19 protein-coding genes are annotated in these 20,733 nt (G+C 36.1%); all 19 read right to left on the bottom strand.

The window, feature by feature from the left end; genetic code table 11:
- Positions 1-38: 38 nt before the first annotated feature.
- Positions 39-1,064, bottom strand: a complete 1,026-nt coding sequence (galE, locus tag PSF28_RS15065) for a UDP-glucose 4-epimerase GalE (RefSeq protein ID WP_272685284.1) — start codon at positions 1,062-1,064, stop codon at positions 39-41.
- A gap of 17 nt (positions 1,065-1,081) precedes the next feature.
- Complete coding sequence (locus PSF28_RS15060; protein WP_272685283.1) at positions 1,082-3,160, bottom strand: polysaccharide biosynthesis tyrosine autokinase; 2,079 nt, start codon at positions 3,158-3,160, stop codon at positions 1,082-1,084.
- 35 nt (positions 3,161-3,195) lie between these two features.
- Positions 3,196-3,624 (bottom strand): arsenate reductase/protein-tyrosine-phosphatase family protein, encoded by a 429-nt coding sequence (locus tag PSF28_RS15055; RefSeq protein WP_272685282.1) that lies wholly within the window; start codon positions 3,622-3,624, stop codon positions 3,196-3,198.
- A 6-nt stretch (positions 3,625-3,630) separates the two neighbouring features.
- Complete coding sequence (locus PSF28_RS15050; RefSeq protein ID WP_272685281.1) at positions 3,631-4,776, bottom strand: polysaccharide export protein; 1,146 nt, start codon at positions 4,774-4,776, stop codon at positions 3,631-3,633.
- Positions 4,777-4,804: 28 nt separating this feature from the next.
- Complete coding sequence (locus PSF28_RS15045) at positions 4,805-5,599, bottom strand: glycosyltransferase (protein ID WP_272685280.1); 795 nt, start codon at positions 5,597-5,599, stop codon at positions 4,805-4,807.
- A 71-nt stretch (positions 5,600-5,670) separates the two neighbouring features.
- On the bottom strand, positions 5,671-6,837 hold the full coding sequence (locus PSF28_RS15040; RefSeq protein ID WP_272685279.1) for a nucleotide sugar dehydrogenase: 1,167 nt from the start codon (positions 6,835-6,837) through the stop codon (positions 5,671-5,673).
- A 239-nt stretch (positions 6,838-7,076) separates the two neighbouring features.
- On the bottom strand, positions 7,077-8,003 hold the full coding sequence (locus PSF28_RS15035; protein WP_272685278.1) for a glycosyltransferase family 2 protein: 927 nt from the start codon (positions 8,001-8,003) through the stop codon (positions 7,077-7,079).
- 19 nt (positions 8,004-8,022) lie between these two features.
- Positions 8,023-9,231, bottom strand: coding sequence for an oligosaccharide repeat unit polymerase (gene wzy, locus PSF28_RS15030; protein WP_272685277.1), 1,209 nt, complete (start codon positions 9,229-9,231; stop codon positions 8,023-8,025).
- A 33-nt stretch (positions 9,232-9,264) separates the two neighbouring features.
- The gene (locus PSF28_RS15025) at positions 9,265-10,179 is read right to left on the bottom strand and encodes a glycosyltransferase family 2 protein (protein WP_272685276.1); all 915 of its coding nucleotides are present in this window, start codon (positions 10,177-10,179) and stop codon (positions 9,265-9,267) included.
- A 3-nt stretch (positions 10,180-10,182) separates the two neighbouring features.
- Positions 10,183-11,292 (bottom strand): DegT/DnrJ/EryC1/StrS family aminotransferase, encoded by a 1,110-nt coding sequence (locus PSF28_RS15020; RefSeq protein WP_272685275.1) that lies wholly within the window; start codon positions 11,290-11,292, stop codon positions 10,183-10,185.
- A complete protein-coding gene (locus PSF28_RS15015) occupies positions 11,289-12,731 on the bottom strand; it encodes a lipopolysaccharide biosynthesis protein (protein ID WP_272685274.1) in 1,443 nt (480 codons plus the stop codon). The genes PSF28_RS15020 and PSF28_RS15015 overlap by 4 nt, the downstream gene beginning before the upstream one ends.
- Positions 12,732-12,735: 4 nt before the next feature.
- On the bottom strand, positions 12,736-13,599 hold the full coding sequence (gene rfbA / locus PSF28_RS15010) for a glucose-1-phosphate thymidylyltransferase RfbA (RefSeq protein ID WP_272685273.1): 864 nt from the start codon (positions 13,597-13,599) through the stop codon (positions 12,736-12,738).
- A 36-nt stretch (positions 13,600-13,635) separates the two neighbouring features.
- On the bottom strand, positions 13,636-14,676 hold the full coding sequence (locus PSF28_RS15005; RefSeq protein WP_272685272.1) for a ketoacyl-ACP synthase III: 1,041 nt from the start codon (positions 14,674-14,676) through the stop codon (positions 13,636-13,638).
- On the bottom strand, positions 14,666-15,421 hold the full coding sequence (locus tag PSF28_RS15000; RefSeq protein WP_272685271.1) for an SDR family NAD(P)-dependent oxidoreductase: 756 nt from the start codon (positions 15,419-15,421) through the stop codon (positions 14,666-14,668). The genes PSF28_RS15005 and PSF28_RS15000 overlap by 11 nt, the downstream gene beginning before the upstream one ends.
- Positions 15,411-16,421 carry a ketoacyl-ACP synthase III gene (locus PSF28_RS14995; protein ID WP_272685270.1) on the bottom strand — a complete coding sequence of 337 codons (1,011 nt, stop codon included), beginning with the start codon at positions 16,419-16,421 and terminating at the stop codon, positions 15,411-15,413. The genes PSF28_RS15000 and PSF28_RS14995 overlap by 11 nt, the downstream gene beginning before the upstream one ends.
- 19 nt (positions 16,422-16,440) lie before the next feature.
- Positions 16,441-16,653 (bottom strand): acyl carrier protein, encoded by a 213-nt coding sequence (locus PSF28_RS14990; protein ID WP_210848701.1) that lies wholly within the window; start codon positions 16,651-16,653, stop codon positions 16,441-16,443.
- 8 nt (positions 16,654-16,661) lie between these two features.
- Positions 16,662-17,294, bottom strand: a complete 633-nt coding sequence (locus PSF28_RS14985; RefSeq protein WP_272685269.1) for a NeuD/PglB/VioB family sugar acetyltransferase — start codon at positions 17,292-17,294, stop codon at positions 16,662-16,664.
- A 12-nt stretch (positions 17,295-17,306) separates the two neighbouring features.
- Entirely contained in the window at positions 17,307-18,374 is a 1,068-nt protein-coding gene (rfbB, locus tag PSF28_RS14980; RefSeq protein ID WP_272685268.1) for a dTDP-glucose 4,6-dehydratase, read from the bottom strand.
- A 659-nt stretch (positions 18,375-19,033) separates the two neighbouring features.
- Positions 19,034-20,473: a capsule assembly Wzi family protein gene (locus tag PSF28_RS14975; RefSeq protein WP_272685267.1), complete on the bottom strand. Its 1,440-nt coding sequence runs from the start codon at positions 20,471-20,473 to the stop codon at positions 19,034-19,036.
- Positions 20,474-20,733 lie beyond the last annotated feature (260 nt).

Genomic DNA, 20,733 nt, shown 5'->3' with positions numbered 1-20,733 from the left:
CTACTTACTTAGTATGAATAAAGTATGAGTATCAATGGCTAACTTTTATAGCCGTTCGGGTTCATTGATTGCCAACGCCAAACGTCATTAGCCATATCTTGGATTGAATATTTTGCTGTCCAACCTAAATCTTGAGCGGCTTTGGCTGGAGTCGACCAGTATTCTGCGATATCACCAGGGCGACGTGCTGAAATCGTGCAAGGGATCGGTTTACCGACCGCTTTTTCAAATGCAGCAACGACTTCTAGAACACTTGTTCCTGTACCTGTGCCAAGGTTGTAGATATGTAAGCCCGCTTGCTGGCTGACTTTATTCAAGGCTGCAATATGGCCATCAGCCAAATCCATCACGTGAATATAGTCGCGAACACCTGTCCCATCTTTTGTCGGGTAGTCTCCACCAAATATGGCCAATTCTTTGCGACGGCCGACTGCGACTTGTGCAATAAATGGTGTCAGGTTGTTTGGGATACCATTAGGGTCTTCACCCATCAAACCTGAGTTATGAGCACCAACAGGGTTAAAATAGCGCAGCAATGAGATAGACCACTCGTTATCTGCAATATTTAAGTCAGCTAGAATACGCTCAACCATATATTTACTGGTACCATACGGACTATTGGTATTACCGACTGAAGCCTCTTCCGTTAATGGAATGTGTTCAGGCTCACCATAAACCGTGGCCGATGAGCTAAAAATCAGGCTTTTAACATCCGCTTTTTTCATACTTTCCACTAACACCAATGTCCCATTGACGTTAACATCATAATATTCAATTGGCTTCTGTACTGATTCACCGACGGCTTTAAGACCAGCAAAGTGGATAACCGACTGGATTTGGTGACTGGCAAAGATAATATCTAAGATAGCCTTGTCACGTACATCACCTTGGTAAAAGGTTGGTTTTGTTCCAGTGATAGCTTCAATACGATTTAACACTTCAAGGTTAGCATTATGCAAATTATCTAAAATAATTGGCTGCATTCCCTGCTGGATCATTTGCACGCAGGTATGGCTACCAATGTAGCCGAGACCGCCAGTAACAAGAAATTGTTGATTATGCATATCAATATTCCTGAGTCTTAATATTCGTAGTGGTAGTTATAATCGTCTGACCTTGCATCAATACCGTTCAAGATCACACCTGTAATTTCGATATCATTTTGCTTAAAACGTTTCAGTGATAAATCGACATCTTTGACAGTATTCACACCATAGAAGGCAATCAGCAATGAAGTACCAACATACTTACCAATAATGGCGGAGTCCGTGATGGCCAAAATTGGTGCGGTATCAATTACTACAATATCGTATTGGTTTTTGACTTTATCCAGCAGCTGCTTAAAGCGCTCACCCATTAATAACTCAGAGGAGTGAGTAACATTTTTACCACGACAAATCACATCGAGGTTTTCAATCACATTGGTATGAATGGTTGGTGAACCGAGACTTGACTGTGATAAATATTCTGATAAGCCTGCTTTATTACTTAAACCAAAGGCTTTATGTAAGCGGCCCTTACGTAAATCAGTATCGATTAATAATACTTTTTTACCTGCATTGGCCAGTACCACCGCCATATTGGAGGTGACAAAGCTTTTCCCTACACCTGGGGATGCACTGGTCACCATCACCAAGTTATTGCCTTGGTTCATTACCGAGAAGTAGACACTGGTACGTAACGAGCGGATAGCTTCTACTGCGGTATCTGCCGGGTTTTCGATAGCTAATGGGCTCTTATTTCCCGCCTCAATCAGTTTTTTCTCATGGGTAGAGAATGGGATAGTGGCATAGACATTAATCCCGAGCGCATCGATATCTTCGGTGCTTTTAATTTTGTTATTAAAGAACTCGCGAGCAATTACATACGCACAGCCAACAATAAAACCAAGGATAGTGGCTAGTACGACGATGAGTGATTTTCTTGGTGCAACCGCATTTGGCTGAGATTCGGCAGAATCAATAATGCGTACATCCGCAGTAATACCAGAGTTCAATACGCTCAATTCCTGTTGTTTCGCAACTAATTGCGTGTAGATAGCTTGTTCTGCTTCAACATCACGGGTTAAACGGACGATTTCTTGTTGTGTATTCGGCAATTTTTGGATATTTTTACTGATTTTTTCTTTTTCGCGTAACAGTTGTTGGCGTTTATCCAGCAAAGACTGATAAGCTGGGTGGTTACGAGTGTACAGTTGTTGAATCTCGACTTCTTTAAAAGTCAGCTCATTAAGTTTTTCTTCTACTTGTAATGCGGTGTCTAAAGCGGCTTTGGCTTCTAAAGATAAGTCAATAGACTCATTCTTTTTACGAAAGGCATTGAGCTGGTTTTCGTAGTTATCTAATTTCTTTTTTATGGTCGGTAAGTAGCCATCTAAGAACACGAGCGTGTTATTAGTGACCTCTTTTTTACGTTCGGTATTTTGGTCAACATAGTTTTGGATAACACTGTTGAGAATGTTAACATTCTCAGTTTTATCCGCACCTTTAATGGCTAAACTGATAATGCCAGTACCTTTGCCCACCTCCGCGATAGTTAGGGTATTACGTAAGTCTTCAATAGTGGAATAACGGGCATTTTTGATTAATGCAAACTCTTCGCCAGTTTCAGCCGCAAAACTGGAAATTAATAAGTTAATTTCATCGTGTTTGAGAACTTCACCGACTTTACCTTGCAAGACTTGGCCATCCACATTTAGGGAATAATTGTTATCCCCTAAATAAGTTAGGGTAAATGGCTGACCAATTAAGTTGTCAGGTAATTGAAACAGGGCAACATGAACGGGTGCCACTTCACCCAGTAACTTACTGATAAAGCCTTCAGGGGCTGCTTGAGTGTCTAAGTTCAGGTCTGAAACGGTTTTGCCTAACACCATGCGGGACTTGATGACTTCAATTTCAGAGTCCGCTTGGTTATTGCTATTACCGAATGGCATGACATCGCTCATTTGGTCGAGTAATGAGACCTGGCCTAATTTGTCATACTGTAATGTCGCATTGGCTTGGTAAATTGGCGTTGCTAATAGACTATAGGCCACTGCGATAGCGGCAAAAAATACGGTAAAAAACCCAATTTTAATTGTGTTGGATTTCAAAACTTTAAACAGAGCGAGCAGATCGATTTCATCTGATGCAGGGGAGCTATTTTTTGTTGTGTTCATAATAGGTTAAATGTTAAGTCATCCAATAAATAAAATTAAATTTTGCCTTGCCAAGCAAGCGCGGCTTTTTCCATGAGCTGATAAACGTGTTCAAACATTTCATCACTGCGCTTATGGGGATCTGGAATTTCGGTTTTATTAATCCATTGACCAAATAACATCACTTTGCCACGAGTTTCAGGAAACTGTTGGTGGATTTTAGCAATATGATCGTTTTCCATCACTAGGATTAAGTCTGCTTTATTGCATAATTCGCTAGTTAGACGACGTGATTGATGGTTTTCAAGGGAAAGATCGTGCTGCTTAGCAATACGGATGGCACTGTCATAAGCGGACAACTCACTTTTTGCGATAATACCGGCAGAGTGCACTTTTTTTTGTGGGAAGTAATTTTGTAATAAACGCTCCCCCGTAGGAGAGCGACAAATATTTCCCATGCAAACAACTAGGACATTATTAAACATAGTTTATTACCAATCGTGAATACGTTTGGTGCCTTCCGTTAACTGGTTATAAGAGGCAATGGTTGGTAACAGTTGGGTGATCAGGCGGTTCCAACGCACGACTGGCGCAGCGGTAACATAGACTAAGTCATACGGTTGAAGTTTAAACTCGGTGCCCATCACGAGTGATGTGGCATCCGATAAATTTAACTGATATACCGCCGCCATTTTTTTCGGCAGTAAAGCTTCTAACTCTTTATCTTCCGCGGGTTGGTTTTTAATTGGGCGGATAACAAATACCCCCGTTGCATTGGCAGTATTTTGGTCAATGCCACTGGCTTTGCTCAGTGCTTCGGTGATACTCATCCCTGCACGGTCAATAGTCAGTGTGGTTGGTTGACCCACTTCACCCATGACAAACACTTTTTGTGAGTCATTACGAGGAACATACAGTACGTCACCCTGTAGCATTAGGTGGTTTTGAGTTAAATCGCCGTATTGGACTAAGGACTGTAATGATACTTTAATTTCTTTGCCATTACGGGTCAGTACCACATTATCCCAATCGGCTTTTTCGGTTAAACCGCCTGCATTATTAAAGGCTTCTAAAATAGTGAGAGGCACGTTAGTGATTGGCAGTGTACCTGGTTTAGCCACTTCACCCGACACATACATTTTTTGCGAGCGGAACGCAGCAATACTAACATCCACTTGTGGGGATTCAATATAGGTGGCTAAACGATTACTAATTACGGTGCGAATTTCGGTGATAGTCTTACCTGCCACTTTGACCTTGCCGATATAGGGGTAGTAAATGGTGCCATCAGCATGAACCCAGTTACCTGAGTCTTGTGCGCTACGGTAAGAACCCGCTGGGATAGTCAATTCAGGGTGATCCCAAACAGTAACAGTTAATACGTCACCCGCCCCCACACGATATTCATAATTAGTCAGCTGTTTTTCTAATTGTGCATTCGGTTTGGCGATGATAGGCGCTGTGTACATATCATCCAAGAGTTTTGGAGATATTGGGTAGATATCGACTAATTTACTAATATCAGTATCACCCGTATCAACGACATTTTTGCCTGACGTTGACATGTAGGCACCAGGGGTAACGGTGCAGCCTGTTAATGCAGTTAGCATAAGTACAGCAATGGAAAGACGCTTCATAAAGTTTTTAGATCCCTTTCGTAAGTGATTATCTCAAATGTTTATATGCTAATGCCATTATTTTGGGTGGTAGTAGGTGAAAGAAGTAACGGCTGTATATTAAAAACATATTTTTAAAGCTAAATTTATTGAGAAGAAACATATAACCCAGACGCAATGAAACTTCACTTTTAGCTTTAGAGAGACCGGCTCGGCGAGTCATCGTGTTTTCTTCAAGTCTATATCTTAGCAAAACATCAGGTAAGTTATGGAATTTATAGTTTTTATAAAGTAGTTCTAGCCAAAAAGCCATATCCTCTGTAAAACAAGTGTGTGTCGGATATCGGTTTCCTTGTTCAAAAACTCGTCGCCTAAACATGACAGAGGGATGAATAAATGGGCAACGGGTTATGCTAAAGTTCTCTAGATCGGGGTGGTATGAAGGTAGTTTTTTTTCTACAAGGGCATAAGGTGTACCAAATTCTTCACATGCGGTACCCAAAATATCTACTTCGGTATGGGCATCCATGAAATACTTTTGCTTTTTTAGTCGTTGTGGTAATGATATATCATCACTATCCATACGTGCTATGTATTCTACATTTGGATATACAAGAGCTTTGTCTATCAATGTATTAAGGGCAAATGATAGCCCTTGGTTATTTTTAGAAAAAGTTAACTCAATAATATTTCTATCATGTAGGCTCTCTAGGTATGAGAATTGTTGTTGTGGAATCTTCCCATCTACATATACGAGTATGAGAGGAGCTATATCCTCTTGTTGATAAACACTCTCGATAGCTTCTTTAACATGAGTTAGTTTATCATTTTTGTAAACGCTCATAATTACAGCTACACTACTAGTACTTCGTATCATAAACGTTACTCATAATAAAACTAGTTTTATATGTACAGTTAATCATTACCGAATAAATCGCGTGTATACACTTTGTCCGCAACATCTTCAATTTCAGGTACCATGCGGTTAGCTAAAATAATGTCACATTGAGCTTTAAATTCCGCTAAGTCATTGACTACTTTGGAATGGAAAAACTCGGTTTCTTTCATCACCGGCTCATACACCACCACTTCAATGCCTTTGGCTTTGATGCGTTTCATGATGCCTTGTACCGCTGAAGCGCGGAAGTTGTCTGACCCCGCTTTCATTACCAAGCGATAAACACCCACTTTACGTGGTGCTTTGGCGATGACCGCATCCGAAATGAAGTCTTTACGAGTACGATTTGATTCGACAATGGCGTTAATCAGGTTATTCGGCACATCATCGTAGTTAGCTAACAACTGTTTGGTATCTTTCGGTAAGCAATAACCGCCGTAACCGAATGATGGGTTGTTATAATGGCTACCAATACGTGGGTCTAAGGAGACGCCTTCAATTATTTGACGGGCATTTAACCCACGGCTTTCCGCGTAAGTGTCCAGCTCATTGAAGTAGGCCACCCGCATCGCTAAGTAGGTGTTGGCGAACAGTTTAATCGCTTCGGCTTCGGTGCCATCGGTAAACAGCACAGGTACATCTTTCTTAATTGCACCTTCCAGCAATAAATCAGCAAAAATTTGCGCGCGCTCAGAGCGTTCGCCGACCACAATGCGCGATGGATACAGATTATCCCACAATGCACGGCCTTCACGTAAAAACTCAGGGGAGAAAATGACATTACTGTAGCCATACTCTTCACGTAAACGCACCGTAAAACCCACTGGAATGGTGGATTTAACAATAATGGTCGCTGTCGGGTTAATTTCATTCACGTCATGAATGACAGACTCGACTGATTGAGTATTAAAGTAGTTGGTTTTCGGGTCATAGTCAGTCGGTGTGGCAACAATGACGTACTGAGCCCCGGTATAGGCTTCAGTTTTGTCTTGTGTTGCGCGGAAATTCAGTGTTTTTTCTGCTAAAAACTGTTCGATTTCCATATCGACTATCGGCGACTGCTTGTCATTCAACATCGCCACTTTTTCAGGAATGATGTCCACCGCCACCACTTCGTGGTTTTGTGACAGTAACATGGCGTTAGATAAGCCGACGTAGCCAGTCCCTGCAATTGCTATTTTCAAAGTAAATCTCCCAAATATAAAGTTTCAAAGAAAATATGATTTAATACTACGTATTATATAAAAATAATCACATAAAACTCTTTAATTTCTAAGAGGCATGTTTTTAGTTAAAGAGCAAAGTCATCTATGCATTATAATAGAAAGTAAAGATATGTTCTAATTAATGTTTTGTTATCATTAGCTTTTTAATATTTAAGTCTTGGCGAGTAATTGGATTAAAATAGGGAAATAAGTTATATTCAGTTGTAGGGGTGGATTTTTTTTATTATAGAGCTAGGTAATATTAAAAGTAGTAATGTTTTTATTTTTAGACCATATCTCAAGGAGGTTAAGCAATATTTTATTTTGTTTTTTGTTGAATATCTTGATGTTATTATAGCGACTCTTAAATAAATTTGAGATAAGAATTTTCTTTGTAATTTTAACTTGTTAATGTCATCTTTATATTTATTATATAATATAAATCCAGTGGTTAAATATTTTTGATGTTGAGAACTGATTTGTTTCCCATTGCAATGAATAGTATATATTACATTCGATTTGTTATCATGTTCTATATTTCCGAGTTTAGACATCCTTAACCATAGGTCATAATCTTGTAAGCAAGTGAGGTTTTCATCAAATTGACCAGCTAGTAAAAATGCTTTTTTTCTAATACATGCTCGGGAAGTTGAACCTATAAGGTTACCATTCTTAAGTAGCGCCTTAATATTTTGGTTACTGTCATGAGATAAAGAATGAGGTGGTAAAGTTCGCTTTACTTGTTCTAAATTATTGGAATATACGAATTGCACTCCTGTATATGCGATAACAGTATTTGGCGATTTTTTAATGACGGACAGTCTATCTTCGATAGATCTAAGAGTTAAAGCATCATCATCATCTAATAGAAATATTAGGTCAGTGACACAATTAGAAATACCAATATTACGACTAGCATTAGCTCCTTTTGAATATTCATTGTTAATTAACGTTAGTTGAATGTTTTTGGGTATATTATTTAATAAATTTTCTTTTTCTATTTTCTCACCGTCATTAACAATTACAATGTATTTTGGTAATACTGTGCTTGAGACTATGCTATCTATAGCCCGTAATAAAAAATCCCATCTGTCTTTTGTTGTGATGACAACTGATGTCATTTCACAAATATTATGACTATACAAAATTATTTCCTATTTTAGTCTATCGCTTGATGCGATTTAAGTTTGAAAGAAATATAAGTATAATAGAAATGCATATATACATAAGTAAGGCTTGAATCCATAGTATCATACTATAGTTCCAACCATGAAATAAGAATGAGAAAAGAACAAACCAATTCAAGGTTTGAACTTCTTTATTGTTAGATATTATTTTAGATAACACAATGCTAATTGTGGCTATAAATAAAATATATACTAAATACAATAGAGTGTTATTTTCAATGAATATTCTTGCTGTAATAGGAATCTGGACTTGCCAGGAATATAAAGGCTGTATCATGCGAGCTATATCTTGTTGGATATAAGATGTGTAATTTAATCCGAAAACATTTCCAATTATTTCATTAGGCCAGCCTTCTAGTATCGCTGGACGTATATTATGCAGTAAATTAGGATTCCATGTTTCATTTATGTAGTATATTATTGATACATGCTCGAACCTATTAATTGTAGCCATGATATAAGTTATAATAAAATCACTAACACTTTTAAAATCATTATATTCAATAAAACTCGTTATAGCATCAGAAAATGATTCGAAACCATATTGATGGTAACCCATCAATATGGTTTTACTAGCTTTTAGAAAAGGAACTAAAAAAATAAACATTAAAGCTAATAAGAATATTTTTTTCTTATTACTAAATATATACTCTTTATTTTTCATGAATAATATAAGTGATATGAAGACTATTGACTCAAGCCAGCCTTTATAAACAGAAAATAATAAAATGAGTACAATATTTAGGTAGTAAATTTTACTTTTTGATTTTACATGATATGCAAGGTAAATATAAGATAGAAATTGAGGCTGTAAAATTATAAAGAAATAGAGAATGGATTTTGGAATGTCAGGGTCGACTTCTAAGCCAGAAAAACCAAAGTTATATTTAATACTGAAAGAAATAAATAAGATATTTAACATTAGTATTAAATAGTGAGTTTTTTTTGTTTCTAATTCGGGTATTTTTTTTATTTTTATGGTTTTAATTAGTAATGATGTTATCCAGCAAAATAACGCTACACCAATTACAGCGGTCATATATGAATAAATTAATGTTTCTATGGAGTTTAAGTTCTGACCGCGTAAATCGCCGTATATATAACCCTCATGCATATAATAAATCGTAGATAATGTATAGCAAAATACATAGAAAAAAAATATAATGGCTTTTTCGCTTTTAAGCATAAAGATAAAATACCTAAATATTTAAAGTGTCAATTATTTCCCAAAAAATTGTTTGAATAGAATTTTAATAAAGGGAGCTTTTTTGTGCATAAAAATGCGTTTGCATGTATATTTAAAGTGTAATAATAGGAAGTAGTCACTCCAACCACTATTAATACGGCGATGATAGCATTGTAACCAATAGAAAGTGTTTACTATAGATGTAACTTTTTCATCATTATTTGTGGATGACCAAACACCATTTTCATGAATTCTATATGCAGCGGGAATTATATCTGAATGAAACTTAGACTTACCATATAAACCTAGAACTGATGTGAAGAATGTATCCTCATTTATAACATGTGATTTTTCTGGTAATGGACCAAAATCTATATTTCTAAACACCCACGTTAAAGTTAATATAAATCCTTTAGTTTTGATTAACTCTTCAGAGGAAAAGTCTCTTTTGCATGTATCATTTAGTTTCGACTCTGAAACTAGTTTGTTATTACTATCAACTATACATGCATTATGAGTGCTAACAATATAGTCAGGGTTATTTTCTAAAAAATCAATTTGTTTTTCTAATTTATGTGGGTCACACCAAAAATCATCCCCTTCACATATGGCGATATATTTACCTTTAGATTTTAGGCGGCAGATATCAAATGGTTTAATGCCTTTGCTATATTGATTTTCTATTTGGAAAATAGGTTTTATTATGGTTGGATATTCTTGATGATACTGAGATATTATATCTTGTGTACCATCTGTGGATGCGTCATCATGGATGATAATTTCATATTTATATTTTGTTTTTTGTCCTAAAAATGAATCAAGTGTATTAGCTATAAATTTTCTGTGATTAAACGTTATGCATATTATAGAGATATGCATAATATCAATTAATTGATTTTGTATTATTTCCTTTTCTGATAAAAGAGGTAAAGAACTTATAGTCTTCATTAACTAGCCTTCCTTGATATGTTGTACTATGTAGTTTACTTCATTAGAGCTCAAACCATGGTGAATAGGGAGGCATATAACATTATCAGAGATTTTTTTAGCTTCGGTGGTTGCATGAGAAATAAATAATTCTTTATTTTGGTTGTAATAATTAAAGTCAGTTATTAACGGATAAAAGTATCTCCTAGATAATATATTGTTATTTTTTAATTTTTGATAAATACTATCTCTTGACATACCATATTCTTTCTCATTAATTAATATTGGGAAGTATGAGTAATTATGTTTGACTTCGCTGATATCATCTAAAAAATAGACTCCATTAATATCTTTTAATAGTGTTCTATAGAGATGTGCAATCGTCTGTCTTTTTAAAATTGCTTTGTCTATATGCTTTAATGTTGCTAACCCAAATGCAGCTTGGATCTCATTCATTTTAGCATTTGAACCTAACATAGATATTTCAAGCTCTGATTCATAACCAAAATTTTTAAGCTTATCTAGTTTTCTTTTCATTTCTGGTGAGTGGCAAATGATGGCCCCACCTTCTATAGTTGAATATGCTTTTGTTGCATGGAAGCTCAAGATTGATAAATCACCCCAATTAAGAATTGATGCTCCGTCTTTCGTAACGCCAAATGCATGTGCTGCATCATAGATGACTTTTAAATTATGTTTATCTGCAATTTTTTGAATTTCATCATGATCACAAGGATTACCATAAACATGAACGGGTAATATGGCAGATGTTCTATCAGTAATAGCTTCTTCAATTTTTTTAGGGTCCAAATTGAATGTATTTGGGTCAATATCTATAAATACGGGTGTTAAATTATTTAACATAATGGCATGACTAGTTGCTACAAAACTATAAGGTGTTGTAATCACTTCACCTTTAAGTTCTAAAGCTTGTAATGCAGTAATGAGTGCAAGGGTACCATTAGAGAACAAACAAATATGTTCTACACCTAAATACTCACAAAGTTCTTTCTCGAGTTGTTGATGGTAGTGGCCATTATTTGTTAGCCATTTACGCTGCCATATATCCTCTAAATAAGAAGTTAGTTCATCTAAAGGCGGAAGTAATGGAGATGTAACGGTTATTGGGTTCATTGTTTATTCTTTTTTAATATGGTTGTGAAAATGACAGAGTAAATCTTAGGTTGAATGAACTTAATACTGGTTATATATAGAGCTGGCATTAATATAATAGGTATTATTAACTGAACTACAGTAATATCTATTTGTTGTGCTATACACCAGACGATCAGTGAAACTACCATAGTGATCAGCCAGATAGGGAGTAACGCATGCAATTGCATTATTCTGGTTAGTGAAACTAACCTATCTGTATAGATAGTATTTAAATATAAAGCAACATAGGATTGAATAACAATACCAATACAAATCGCTTTTAAACCAAGGGGTATAGTTATCAGTAATATAATGGTGATTATTATCTTCTTAATTATTTCAAGTCTCAAGAATAGGTCGGTTCTTGATTTAACCTGTAATAGATTCAAATTTACTGCATGTATTGGGTATAGCATGTACCCAATACATAAAATACTCAAAAGCTCTGATGTATTAGTCCACTCACTACCTAAAACAAGAAGTATTAAGGGTTTTGCTATAATAGCAATACCCATTATAATAGGGAAAACAATACAAGATGAGAGTTTCAGGGTTAATAGATAAATATTTTCAAATTTATTTTTGTCATCTTGTATTTGGCTTAGCATCGGGTAGGTTACACGTTGTATTATAGATGTTAAGCTTTGGGCGGGTATAACTGATAATGAATTTGCTTGAGTGAAAAAACCAACTTGCTTAGCTGAAAATACTTTCCCGATAATGATCTGATAAATATTATTGTAAATGGTATCTAATAAACTAGATGCTAATAATTTAGAGCCAAATTTAAATAAGTAATTAAATGAATCTCTAGAGAATTTTAATTTCGGATGCCATCTGGAATATAAATTTAATAGAATAGTGTTTATTAATGCAAATGTTATAGATTGGCCTACTAATGCCCATGGACCATACTCATAGTATGCAAGAACTAAAGCAACTATTGAACTAAAAAAAACACTAATTAATGAGCATTTAGCTTGAGTTTTGAAATCCATTTCACATGTAAACAGTGTTCTCTGGATAATGCCAAAACTATTAATAATAATAACTAAACTTAATGTACGCAATAGTTCTATTAAAGTTGGTTGCTGGTAAAAGTTAGCAATAAACGGAGCAGAAAAGAATAATGTACTATAGCAAATAAGGGATATAATTATATTAAAGATAAAAGCAGTTGAGTAATCTAGCTCGGTTCTATCTTGTTTTCTTATCAATGCATTACTAAATCCGCTGTCAACAAAAACTTGAGCAATTGCAATAAATACTGCCAACATCCCAACTAGGCCTATAGATGTTGGACCTAATAAACGAGCGAGAAGTAACATTATAGCTAGTTGAATAAATTGCGTTGTTAGCTTCTCAATTGCACTCCACTTTAATCCTGATGTGGTTTTTTGTTTTAAATTTTTATTCACAGGCTTACTTTAATAATGATCTTAAATATTCGCCATAGCTATTCTTAGCCATTAGTTCAGCTCTTGATAGTAAATCTTTTTTTGTAAGCCAGCCATTGTTATAAGCGATTTCTTCTAGGCAAGCTACTTTATAGCCTTGTCTTTTTTCAATTGTTTCCACAAACTGTGCCGCTTCTAACAAACTTTCATAAGTTCCAGTATCTAGCCATGCAAAACCACGGCCTAACATTTCAACATTTAATTTATTTTGTTTTAAATACATTTCATTGAGTGTCGTTATTTCTAGTTCCCCTCGCTGAGATGGTTTAACTTTTTTAGCCAATTCAAGAACTTGATTGTCATAAAAGTATAAACCAGTTACAGCAAAAGTTGATTTTGGTTTCTTAGGTTTCTCTTCAATAGAAATAACTTTTTTGTTACTATCAAACTCAACAACACCAAAACGTTCAGGATCTTTTACTTGGTAACCAAATACAGTAGCACCTTCTTGACGAGTTGCAGCTTCTTTTAATTTAGGACTAAAATATTGACCATAAAAGATATTATCACCTAATGCTAAACAAACACTGTCAGATCCAATAAATTCTTCACCAATAATAAATGCCTGTGCTAATCCTTCGGGTTTTGGCTGAACAGCATATTGAATTGTAATACCAAACTGAGAGCCATCATTCAATAAGCGTTCGAAGCTGTTTTGATCCTCTGGGGTTGTGATAATTAAAACCTCCCGAATACCGGCTAACATTAAAACAGAAAGCGGGTAATAGATCATAGGTTTATCGTAAATAGGGAGTAACTGCTTCGAAACTCCCATCGTTATTGGATATAACCTAGTACCCGATCCACCAGCTAAGATAATGCCTTTCACTTTTTTTCCTTAAAAATTATAAATAAATTTAGAGTATCAACCAATAGATTCTATAATACAGCCACCCCAAGAGTAGCCAACGCCAAATCCGCATACTAATATATTATGAGTTGAGTCTATTTCTTTATTATCAATACCATTAATAATCCCTAAAGGTATGGTGGATGAGACAGTATTACCATAATGTTCATAGGAAACTAAGAACTGTTCATCACTAAATCCAATTTTCTTTTTTAATTTATCTAGCATGAATCTATTAGCTTGGTGAAATATAACTTTATTTATATTTTCTTTTGATATGGCTGCTTTTTCAAGAATAGCATTAATACTTTTCGGAACATTTAAGAGAGTAAATGTTAAGATTTCTGCACCGTTCATATATAGATTTTTAGGTGATCTTATATTCCCATGGCTATCTTCATATTCTTCGTTAGACAGTGAAGATATGGGTTTTTTTGAACCGCCATGAGGAACAACTAGGTTATCAGCACCATTACCATCAGTCCCAAAAACAAAACTATGTATTAAGTCATGCTCAGATTCTACCGCTCCAATCAAGGTAGCGGTTGCTGCATCTCCAAATAGTGTTCTAACACTTTTATCTTTATTATTTATGTACTTAGAATACATTTCAGATGTAACTAGGAGAACATTTTTCGCTTGATGGCTCTCTATGAGCCCTTTGGCAAGACTTAGACCATATATATAGCCCGAACAGCCTAAATTAAAGTCTAGTGCTCCTGCTGTTTTGGGTATATTTAGTTTATTTTGAACAATGCAAGCGGTCGTGGGCAATAGATAATCAGGGCTCTGTGTGCATAATAAAATGTAGTCAATATCTTCTCTAGCTATATTATTTTTTTCAAATAGGTCCTCAGCTGCTTGTATCGCCATATATGAGCAGGTTTCTTCTTCGGCAGAAATATGCCGTTTTTTTATCCCAGTTTTCTCATAAATCTTTTCAACACTCCAACTTGGAAATTCGTCAGCTAATTGTTCATTACTCAACACTTTTTCTGGTAAATATTTACCAAGAGCTTTTACCTTAGCCTTTATAGGGGGATTTTTAGTGTGCACTGTACCCTCCATCTACAAATAAAGTTGTTCCTGTTACCCATCTTGCAAGGTTGCTTACTAAATATGCTGCTGCGTATGCGACATCTTCTGCTTTACCAATACCTAGTGGATGATTTCTTTCTATAATTTGTAACTGTTCTGCCGTAAGCTTTTTCGAAAATGCGATTGTCATTTCCGTTTCTACAGGGCCAGGCGCAATACAATTAACTCTTATTTTATTTCTAGCTAGTTCGATAGCTGCTGATTTTGCTAATCCCATTAGCGCTGATTTACTTGCAGAGTAGGTTGTAATTGCAGGTTCGCCGCATACACCAGCAACAGAACTTAGGTAGACTAAGGAACAGCCTTCGTTATAATTGCCTTTACGTCGTAGCTCTTTAGTTATAAATTGAGCTGACTTGACATTGGTAGCGAAAATTTCATCAAATTGTTCTTCTTTTAGAGCCTGTAATGGCAAGGTCTTTTGGATTCCGGCACAATGAACAACTCCATCTAAAGGACCAACTAGTTGAACTGTCGACTTTAACAAGTTTTGAATATTATCAGGATTAGTGATATCAGCGATGATTTGATGATGTCCTTCGCCTATTAATTGTTGAAATGTTTCATTCAGTCTTAATTCATTTCTTCCAGTTATGACTACTTGTGCACCTTGAGAAGAAAAATATTCAGCAATAGCGCGACCTATCCCTGAAGAAGCTCCCGTAATTAGAATTTTTTTATTTTGTAATAAATTAGTTATCATTATTTATGACCTCTACTGGTAATAGTAACGTACCACTTAAGTCGCATATTGCAGCACCCCAAGATAGACCTACACCAAAACCGACTAAAAGAGTGTTATTATATTTTTTTCTTTTATTTGCATAACAAAGTGTTAACGGAATTGAGGCACAACTTGTATTACCATAATGGCCAATGCTAGTTACTGTTTGTTCTTCACTAAGTTTAGATTTTTTAAATAAGTGTTTTAGCATGAATAAATTTGCTTGATGATATATTGCTAAATCAATTTCCTCAGCTTTTAAGCTAAGGTTATTAAGGAATTTATTCACTAATTTAGGGACTCGAGTTAAAGTAAAACTAAATACTTCAGCTCCATTCATTTCAAGGTAAGAATAGTGGGCTGCTCTCGAGCTTGTTGATGCTATTGGTTGACGAGCGACAATATTTTCCCAGCCAGCACCATCAGAACCAAGCTCAAATGCTATGTTGCTTCCTTCTTCATACTCTAGAGCTGTTGCGCTGCCAGCATCACCGAATAAAAACTCTGTACTCCTATCCCCTGTTTTAATTAATTTACTTATCGTATCTCCAACAAGTAATAAAACTTTTTTTATCCCATTACTCACTAAGCTAGATGCGATTTGAAGGCCATAAATGTAGCCAGAACAGCCCATATTTATATCAAATGCCAAAGTAGTATTAGGTAAATTTAATTTATTCTGTAATATACAAGCTGTTGCGGGGAGTTGATAATCAGGAGTTTGTGATACGAAAATTATAGCTCCAATATCACTTCTATTCCAAGAAAGGGCGTCGATAATCCGATTAGCTGATTCTAAGCATAGGTCGGAGGAAGTTATATTATCTGTGCTGATATAACGATGCGTTACACCAATGCTATCAATTAATTTAAGGGTTTCTTTTTCACCATAATATTGAGCAAAATCTATGTTATTAACTTCTTTGTGCGGAACAGTAGTGCTGATCCCCTTAATCTTAACATTATTGATAGTAAGCATGAGAAACCCTTTAAATTGATTATTTTACTAATTTGAGAAGATCTTGTACGGTACTAGCTTTATTTACGCTTGTTGGTGAGAGAACTTGCTCGAAATTTGAATCCACTTCTGAAATAAAAGTAACAACAGCGAGGGAATCCCAATTTTCTTCGTTTAACTCTGTTTCAGGAGATACAGCATCGATTTCTAAAATTTCTGCGATGATATTTAATAACTGATTTTCTTTAGACATAGAATCCTCTATTTGATTTTTTTAGCAGGGTTTCCAAACATGGTACTTCCTGTTTTAACTTTTGTGATTACTACTGAGCCGGCACCAATAATAGCATTCGATTCAACTGTAGTTTTAGGAATAATGAGTGCATGTGAGCCTAAAAAAACACTTTGCTCTATGTGAACAAATCCAGTGATATCACAATGACCACTCAAAGTACTAAAATCACCGATTTGCGCGTCATGGCCTACTGATGAATGGGCATTAATTGTGACAACTATACCTATTATTATATCTGTAGTTAATATAACGTAGGGACAAATGACACAGCCTTCTCCGATTGTAACATTGTTTCCGATGAAGGCAGAGGGGTGGATGTAAGTTAAAATTTTACAACCGATATTTTTGTAATATTGGTATAACTCTTTTTTAAAATTACAATCTGCAATTGCTATAATGATGGCGTCTTGTGGCGTAATAATGGTAGAACGTATGTTATCTACTACTTTATGCTCAGTAATAAACTGGTCTAAATCATCATGACGGTCAGACAAAAAACCAACTACATGATGGTCTTGATATCTAAAATGTTCTTGTTTTAGATATGAATATATTTCCCTAGCAAAGCCTCCTGCGCCTACTATGTATAATTTGTTCATTTTTACTTATTCCTATATAGAATAATGTTGAGTTAGCCACTGCTGATAACTACCATTTTTAATATGAGCAACCCACTCACCATTCGCTAAATACCATTCCACGGTTTTACGCAATCCTGTCTCAAATGTTTCTTCTGGTACCCAGTTAAGCTCATTTTTAATTTTTGTAGCATCAATCGCATAACGAAGGTCATGGCCAGGTCTATCGGTTACGTAAGTAATTAACTCTTTATAGTGACTAATATCATTCGGTTTATTTGCTACTAACTCATCGAGGATGCTGCAGATTGTTTTAACCACATCAATATTGGCTTTTTCGTTATGACCACCAATATTATAAGTTTCACCAATTTTGCCCTCAGTGACAACTTTGTATAGTGCCCTTGCATGGTCTTCTACATATAACCAGTCCCTAATTTGCTGCCCATCACCATAAACAGGTAATGGCTTACCTTCTAAAGCATTTAGAATAATAAGCGGGATCAGTTTTTCTGGATAATGATAAGGGCCGTAGTTGTTAGAACAGTTAGTCACAATGGTGGGTAGCCCATAAGTACGTTGCCATGCACGAACTAAATGGTCGCTTGATGCTTTAGATGCAGAATATGGGCTGCTCGGTGCATAAGAGGTGGTTTCAGTAAATAGGTCAGTTGTTGATTCAAGGTCGCCGTAAACTTCATCTGTTGAAATATGGTGAAAGCGGAAAGCTGATTTTTTATCGGTAGGCAATTGGTTCCAATAGTGACGAGCGGTTTCTAATAAAGTATAGGTACCGATAATATTCGTTTGAATAAATTCACTTGGGCCATCAATAGAGCGGTCAACATGAGACTCAGCTGCTAGGTGCATCACCGCATCGGGTTGGTGCAACTCAAATAGTTGTTTAATGGCAGCGGAATCACAAATATCGGCTTGAGCAAATATATAATTGGGGCTTTCAGAAATTGGCGCTAAAGATTCTAAATTTCCTGCATAAGTTAATTTATCAATATTAACAACACTGTCGTTAGTATTATTAATAATATGGCGAATAACAGCAGAACCAATAAAGCCTGCGCCACCAGTCATGAATATTTTCACTGAGAACCTTGTTATTAAATAAGTAATAAATTAAAAGTGGTCTATAGTTAACTTTAAAGGTGTTAATTATTAATAACACCCATAGCTACCGCACTGGGTTGTCGGGTCCCAGAGCACCATTGAATTTGTAAACGCATACTTATCAATTGAAAACATTGCATTTTTTGCTAATTTGCTCAATTGATAAGCAAAGCTTATTGTTTTTTTACCGCCAAAGGGTATGCCTCAGCATTTATTTGGTCAAGTAAAAAGCGCTTAATAATACCATTAAAGCTAGTTACTGACTATCACTGCGATAGCGTTAGAGAATAGTCCTAACACAATCACCAATAGAATAAGTTATTTTAAATTATTAGGTTATAATCCTATTCTTACGCTTTCTACGCGATTAAATATTTAAGTTAAGTTATTCCTTGTATATCATTGCTTTTAGTGTGTGTTCAATGAAAGCCAGATCCTAATATTTCTATATTTATCCGAATTCCGCGTAGGAATAGATTAATAAAATGCTTAATTGATTATATTAATTAACTTGGCTGTCGGATGGAGTTATATGAATAGTGTATTTTTGACTAGAATAATAATGTTTGAGGGATAAAAAAACGGATTATGCTAAAAACATAACCCGTTTTTGATAAAATATGCTTAAAATCTGCTAACTACCACTTAAACGGCACGTTTACCGTAACGGCAGCGCCTAAATCATTGCGTGTTTCGTAATCAGTTTTAGATACCCAAACTTTCGCATCCGTGCTGACGTCATTGTCAAAGTTATGCCACCAACCGAAATCAACACCTTTGATGGTTTCTGATTTAGGGAACAACTTGTTGCCTTCAAAGTTAGATTTATTCACTTTCGCGTACATCAAGCGAGAACTGACGCGGTTGTCATCATCGAGAGTGTATTCCACTTTGGTGGTGAGCATGCGCCCGTCGCCGCCCATCGCGTGGCCTAGTGATGCACCTTGTTGGTAATAACCATTTTTGTAGATAAAGTGGCGATACATTACGCCGTCTTTGTCCCACTCAGTATGGGTGTTCGCGCCTTCAATATACCAATTTAATGGCTGGCCCCATAGTGTGTGATAACCTTCGATACCACCCATAAAGGCGTTTTTCGATGGGAAAAGGTTGGCTTCATCTTCACCGACCATTTGGCCATATAAGCTGACAGGTAGATCGATTAACGGGTAAAGTTTTAGTTTGAAATCTAATCCGGCTAACTGGTTACCTGGGTCATCGTTATAGTCACCAGTATTATCCCTACCGCCCATCGCATTCCAGAAAGAACTCCAGTTATTAGGGCGGCCATCGCCTCCCCACATGACTACACGAGAACCACCGAGTTCGAAGAAGTCAGTTGGGTTCATGGTCATGCGTAAACCAATCAGTTTAGTGTTTGGCTGGGAAGAGTATTGTTTGATTTGCCCTGCGGTGAGCTGGTATTGCCACGAACCAATCCAAGAAAGCCATGGAGTTTCAAATGGGCTTTGGTCAGCACGTTGAATTAAGAAGCCAGTAACAGGGCGAGCCGCATCGGTACGAATTAAGCTACCATCGTGGCCCGGTCCCCACCATTGCGGGATTTCACCAAAGGATACCCATTGGTTCCAAATTTTTACACCACCATATGAGCCATTGAGGTTGTAGTCAGAACCATTTTCAACGCGTAAAGCACGTTCGCCATTTGCAGTGAGGTTTAAGTCTACGTCGTCAGTGCTGTAGTTACCTGAAACGGTATAGCGAATATCACTATATTCACTTTGGGCAAAGCCCTGTGGCATAGAGTAGTGGCTAGATGCAAGGTGAGTTTCTAGTTGAACACTGTTTTTCTTACGGTCAAGGTTCTTTTTAATGCGCTGAATAATGGCTTCTTGTTCGCTATTAGTAATATTTGCATTATTTAAAGAACGCGTGATTTCTTCTTGGGATAGTGGCCAAGTTGATAAGCTAATTTGGATGACGTTACGTTCAGAAAGCCAAGCAAGATCACTGCGTAAGTTGTTATCGGGTAGAACTAATCCCCCCGCAACGCTTTGTGCACTTATGGCGCCGAACACAGCAAGTATGGCTAGCTTAGTGAGCTTGAATTTTTTCATTGATAAATCCATTTGAAGTTGAGTTCGCCTAATATTGAACAGGTTAATAAGGGAAAACCTGTAAATTAAATAAAGTTAAAATATGATTATTATCAGCCCACATTATAAGTATCTTAATTTGCATTGAGTTGGGCTTCTGTGCTTTCTATTAATATCAATTATCACACTTTAACTAAGTAAAACAGAATATCAGATTAATATAGTCGGTGTAGAAGTTAGTAACATATTAAGATATAAAACGATATGCTTTTTGTTGGATT

Source organism: Providencia sp. PROV130 (assembly GCF_028482225.1).
Classification (GTDB): domain Bacteria; phylum Pseudomonadota; class Gammaproteobacteria; order Enterobacterales; family Enterobacteriaceae; genus Providencia; species Providencia rettgeri.
This window is presented reverse-complemented; position numbering and strand designations above follow the sequence as displayed.

Coding starts and splice junctions, on each gene's coding strand:
- galE (WP_272685284.1), bottom strand. CDS start 1,064: ATGCATAATCAACAATTTCTTGTTACTGGCGGTCTCGGCTACATTGGT.
- PSF28_RS15060 (WP_272685283.1), bottom strand. CDS start 3,160: ATGAACACAACAAAAAATAGCTCCCCTGCATCAGATGAAATCGATCTG.
- PSF28_RS15055 (WP_272685282.1), bottom strand. CDS start 3,624: ATGTTTAATAATGTCCTAGTTGTTTGCATGGGAAATATTTGTCGCTCT.
- PSF28_RS15050 (WP_272685281.1), bottom strand. CDS start 4,776: ATGAAGCGTCTTTCCATTGCTGTACTTATGCTAACTGCATTAACAGGC.
- PSF28_RS15045 (WP_272685280.1), bottom strand. CDS start 5,599: ATGAGCGTTTACAAAAATGATAAACTAACTCATGTTAAAGAAGCTATC.
- wzy (WP_272685277.1), bottom strand. CDS start 9,231: ATGCTTAAAAGCGAAAAAGCCATTATATTTTTTTTCTATGTATTTTGC.
- PSF28_RS15025 (WP_272685276.1), bottom strand. CDS start 10,179: ATGAAGACTATAAGTTCTTTACCTCTTTTATCAGAAAAGGAAATAATA.
- PSF28_RS15020 (WP_272685275.1), bottom strand. CDS start 11,292: ATGAACCCAATAACCGTTACATCTCCATTACTTCCGCCTTTAGATGAA.
- PSF28_RS15000 (WP_272685271.1), bottom strand. CDS start 15,421: ATGATAACTAATTTATTACAAAATAAAAAAATTCTAATTACGGGAGCT.
- PSF28_RS14995 (WP_272685270.1), bottom strand. CDS start 16,421: ATGCTTACTATCAATAATGTTAAGATTAAGGGGATCAGCACTACTGTT.
- PSF28_RS14990 (WP_210848701.1), bottom strand. CDS start 16,653: ATGTCTAAAGAAAATCAGTTATTAAATATCATCGCAGAAATTTTAGAA.
- PSF28_RS14985 (WP_272685269.1), bottom strand. CDS start 17,294: ATGAACAAATTATACATAGTAGGCGCAGGAGGCTTTGCTAGGGAAATA.
- PSF28_RS14975 (WP_272685267.1), bottom strand. CDS start 20,473: ATGAAAAAATTCAAGCTCACTAAGCTAGCCATACTTGCTGTGTTCGGC.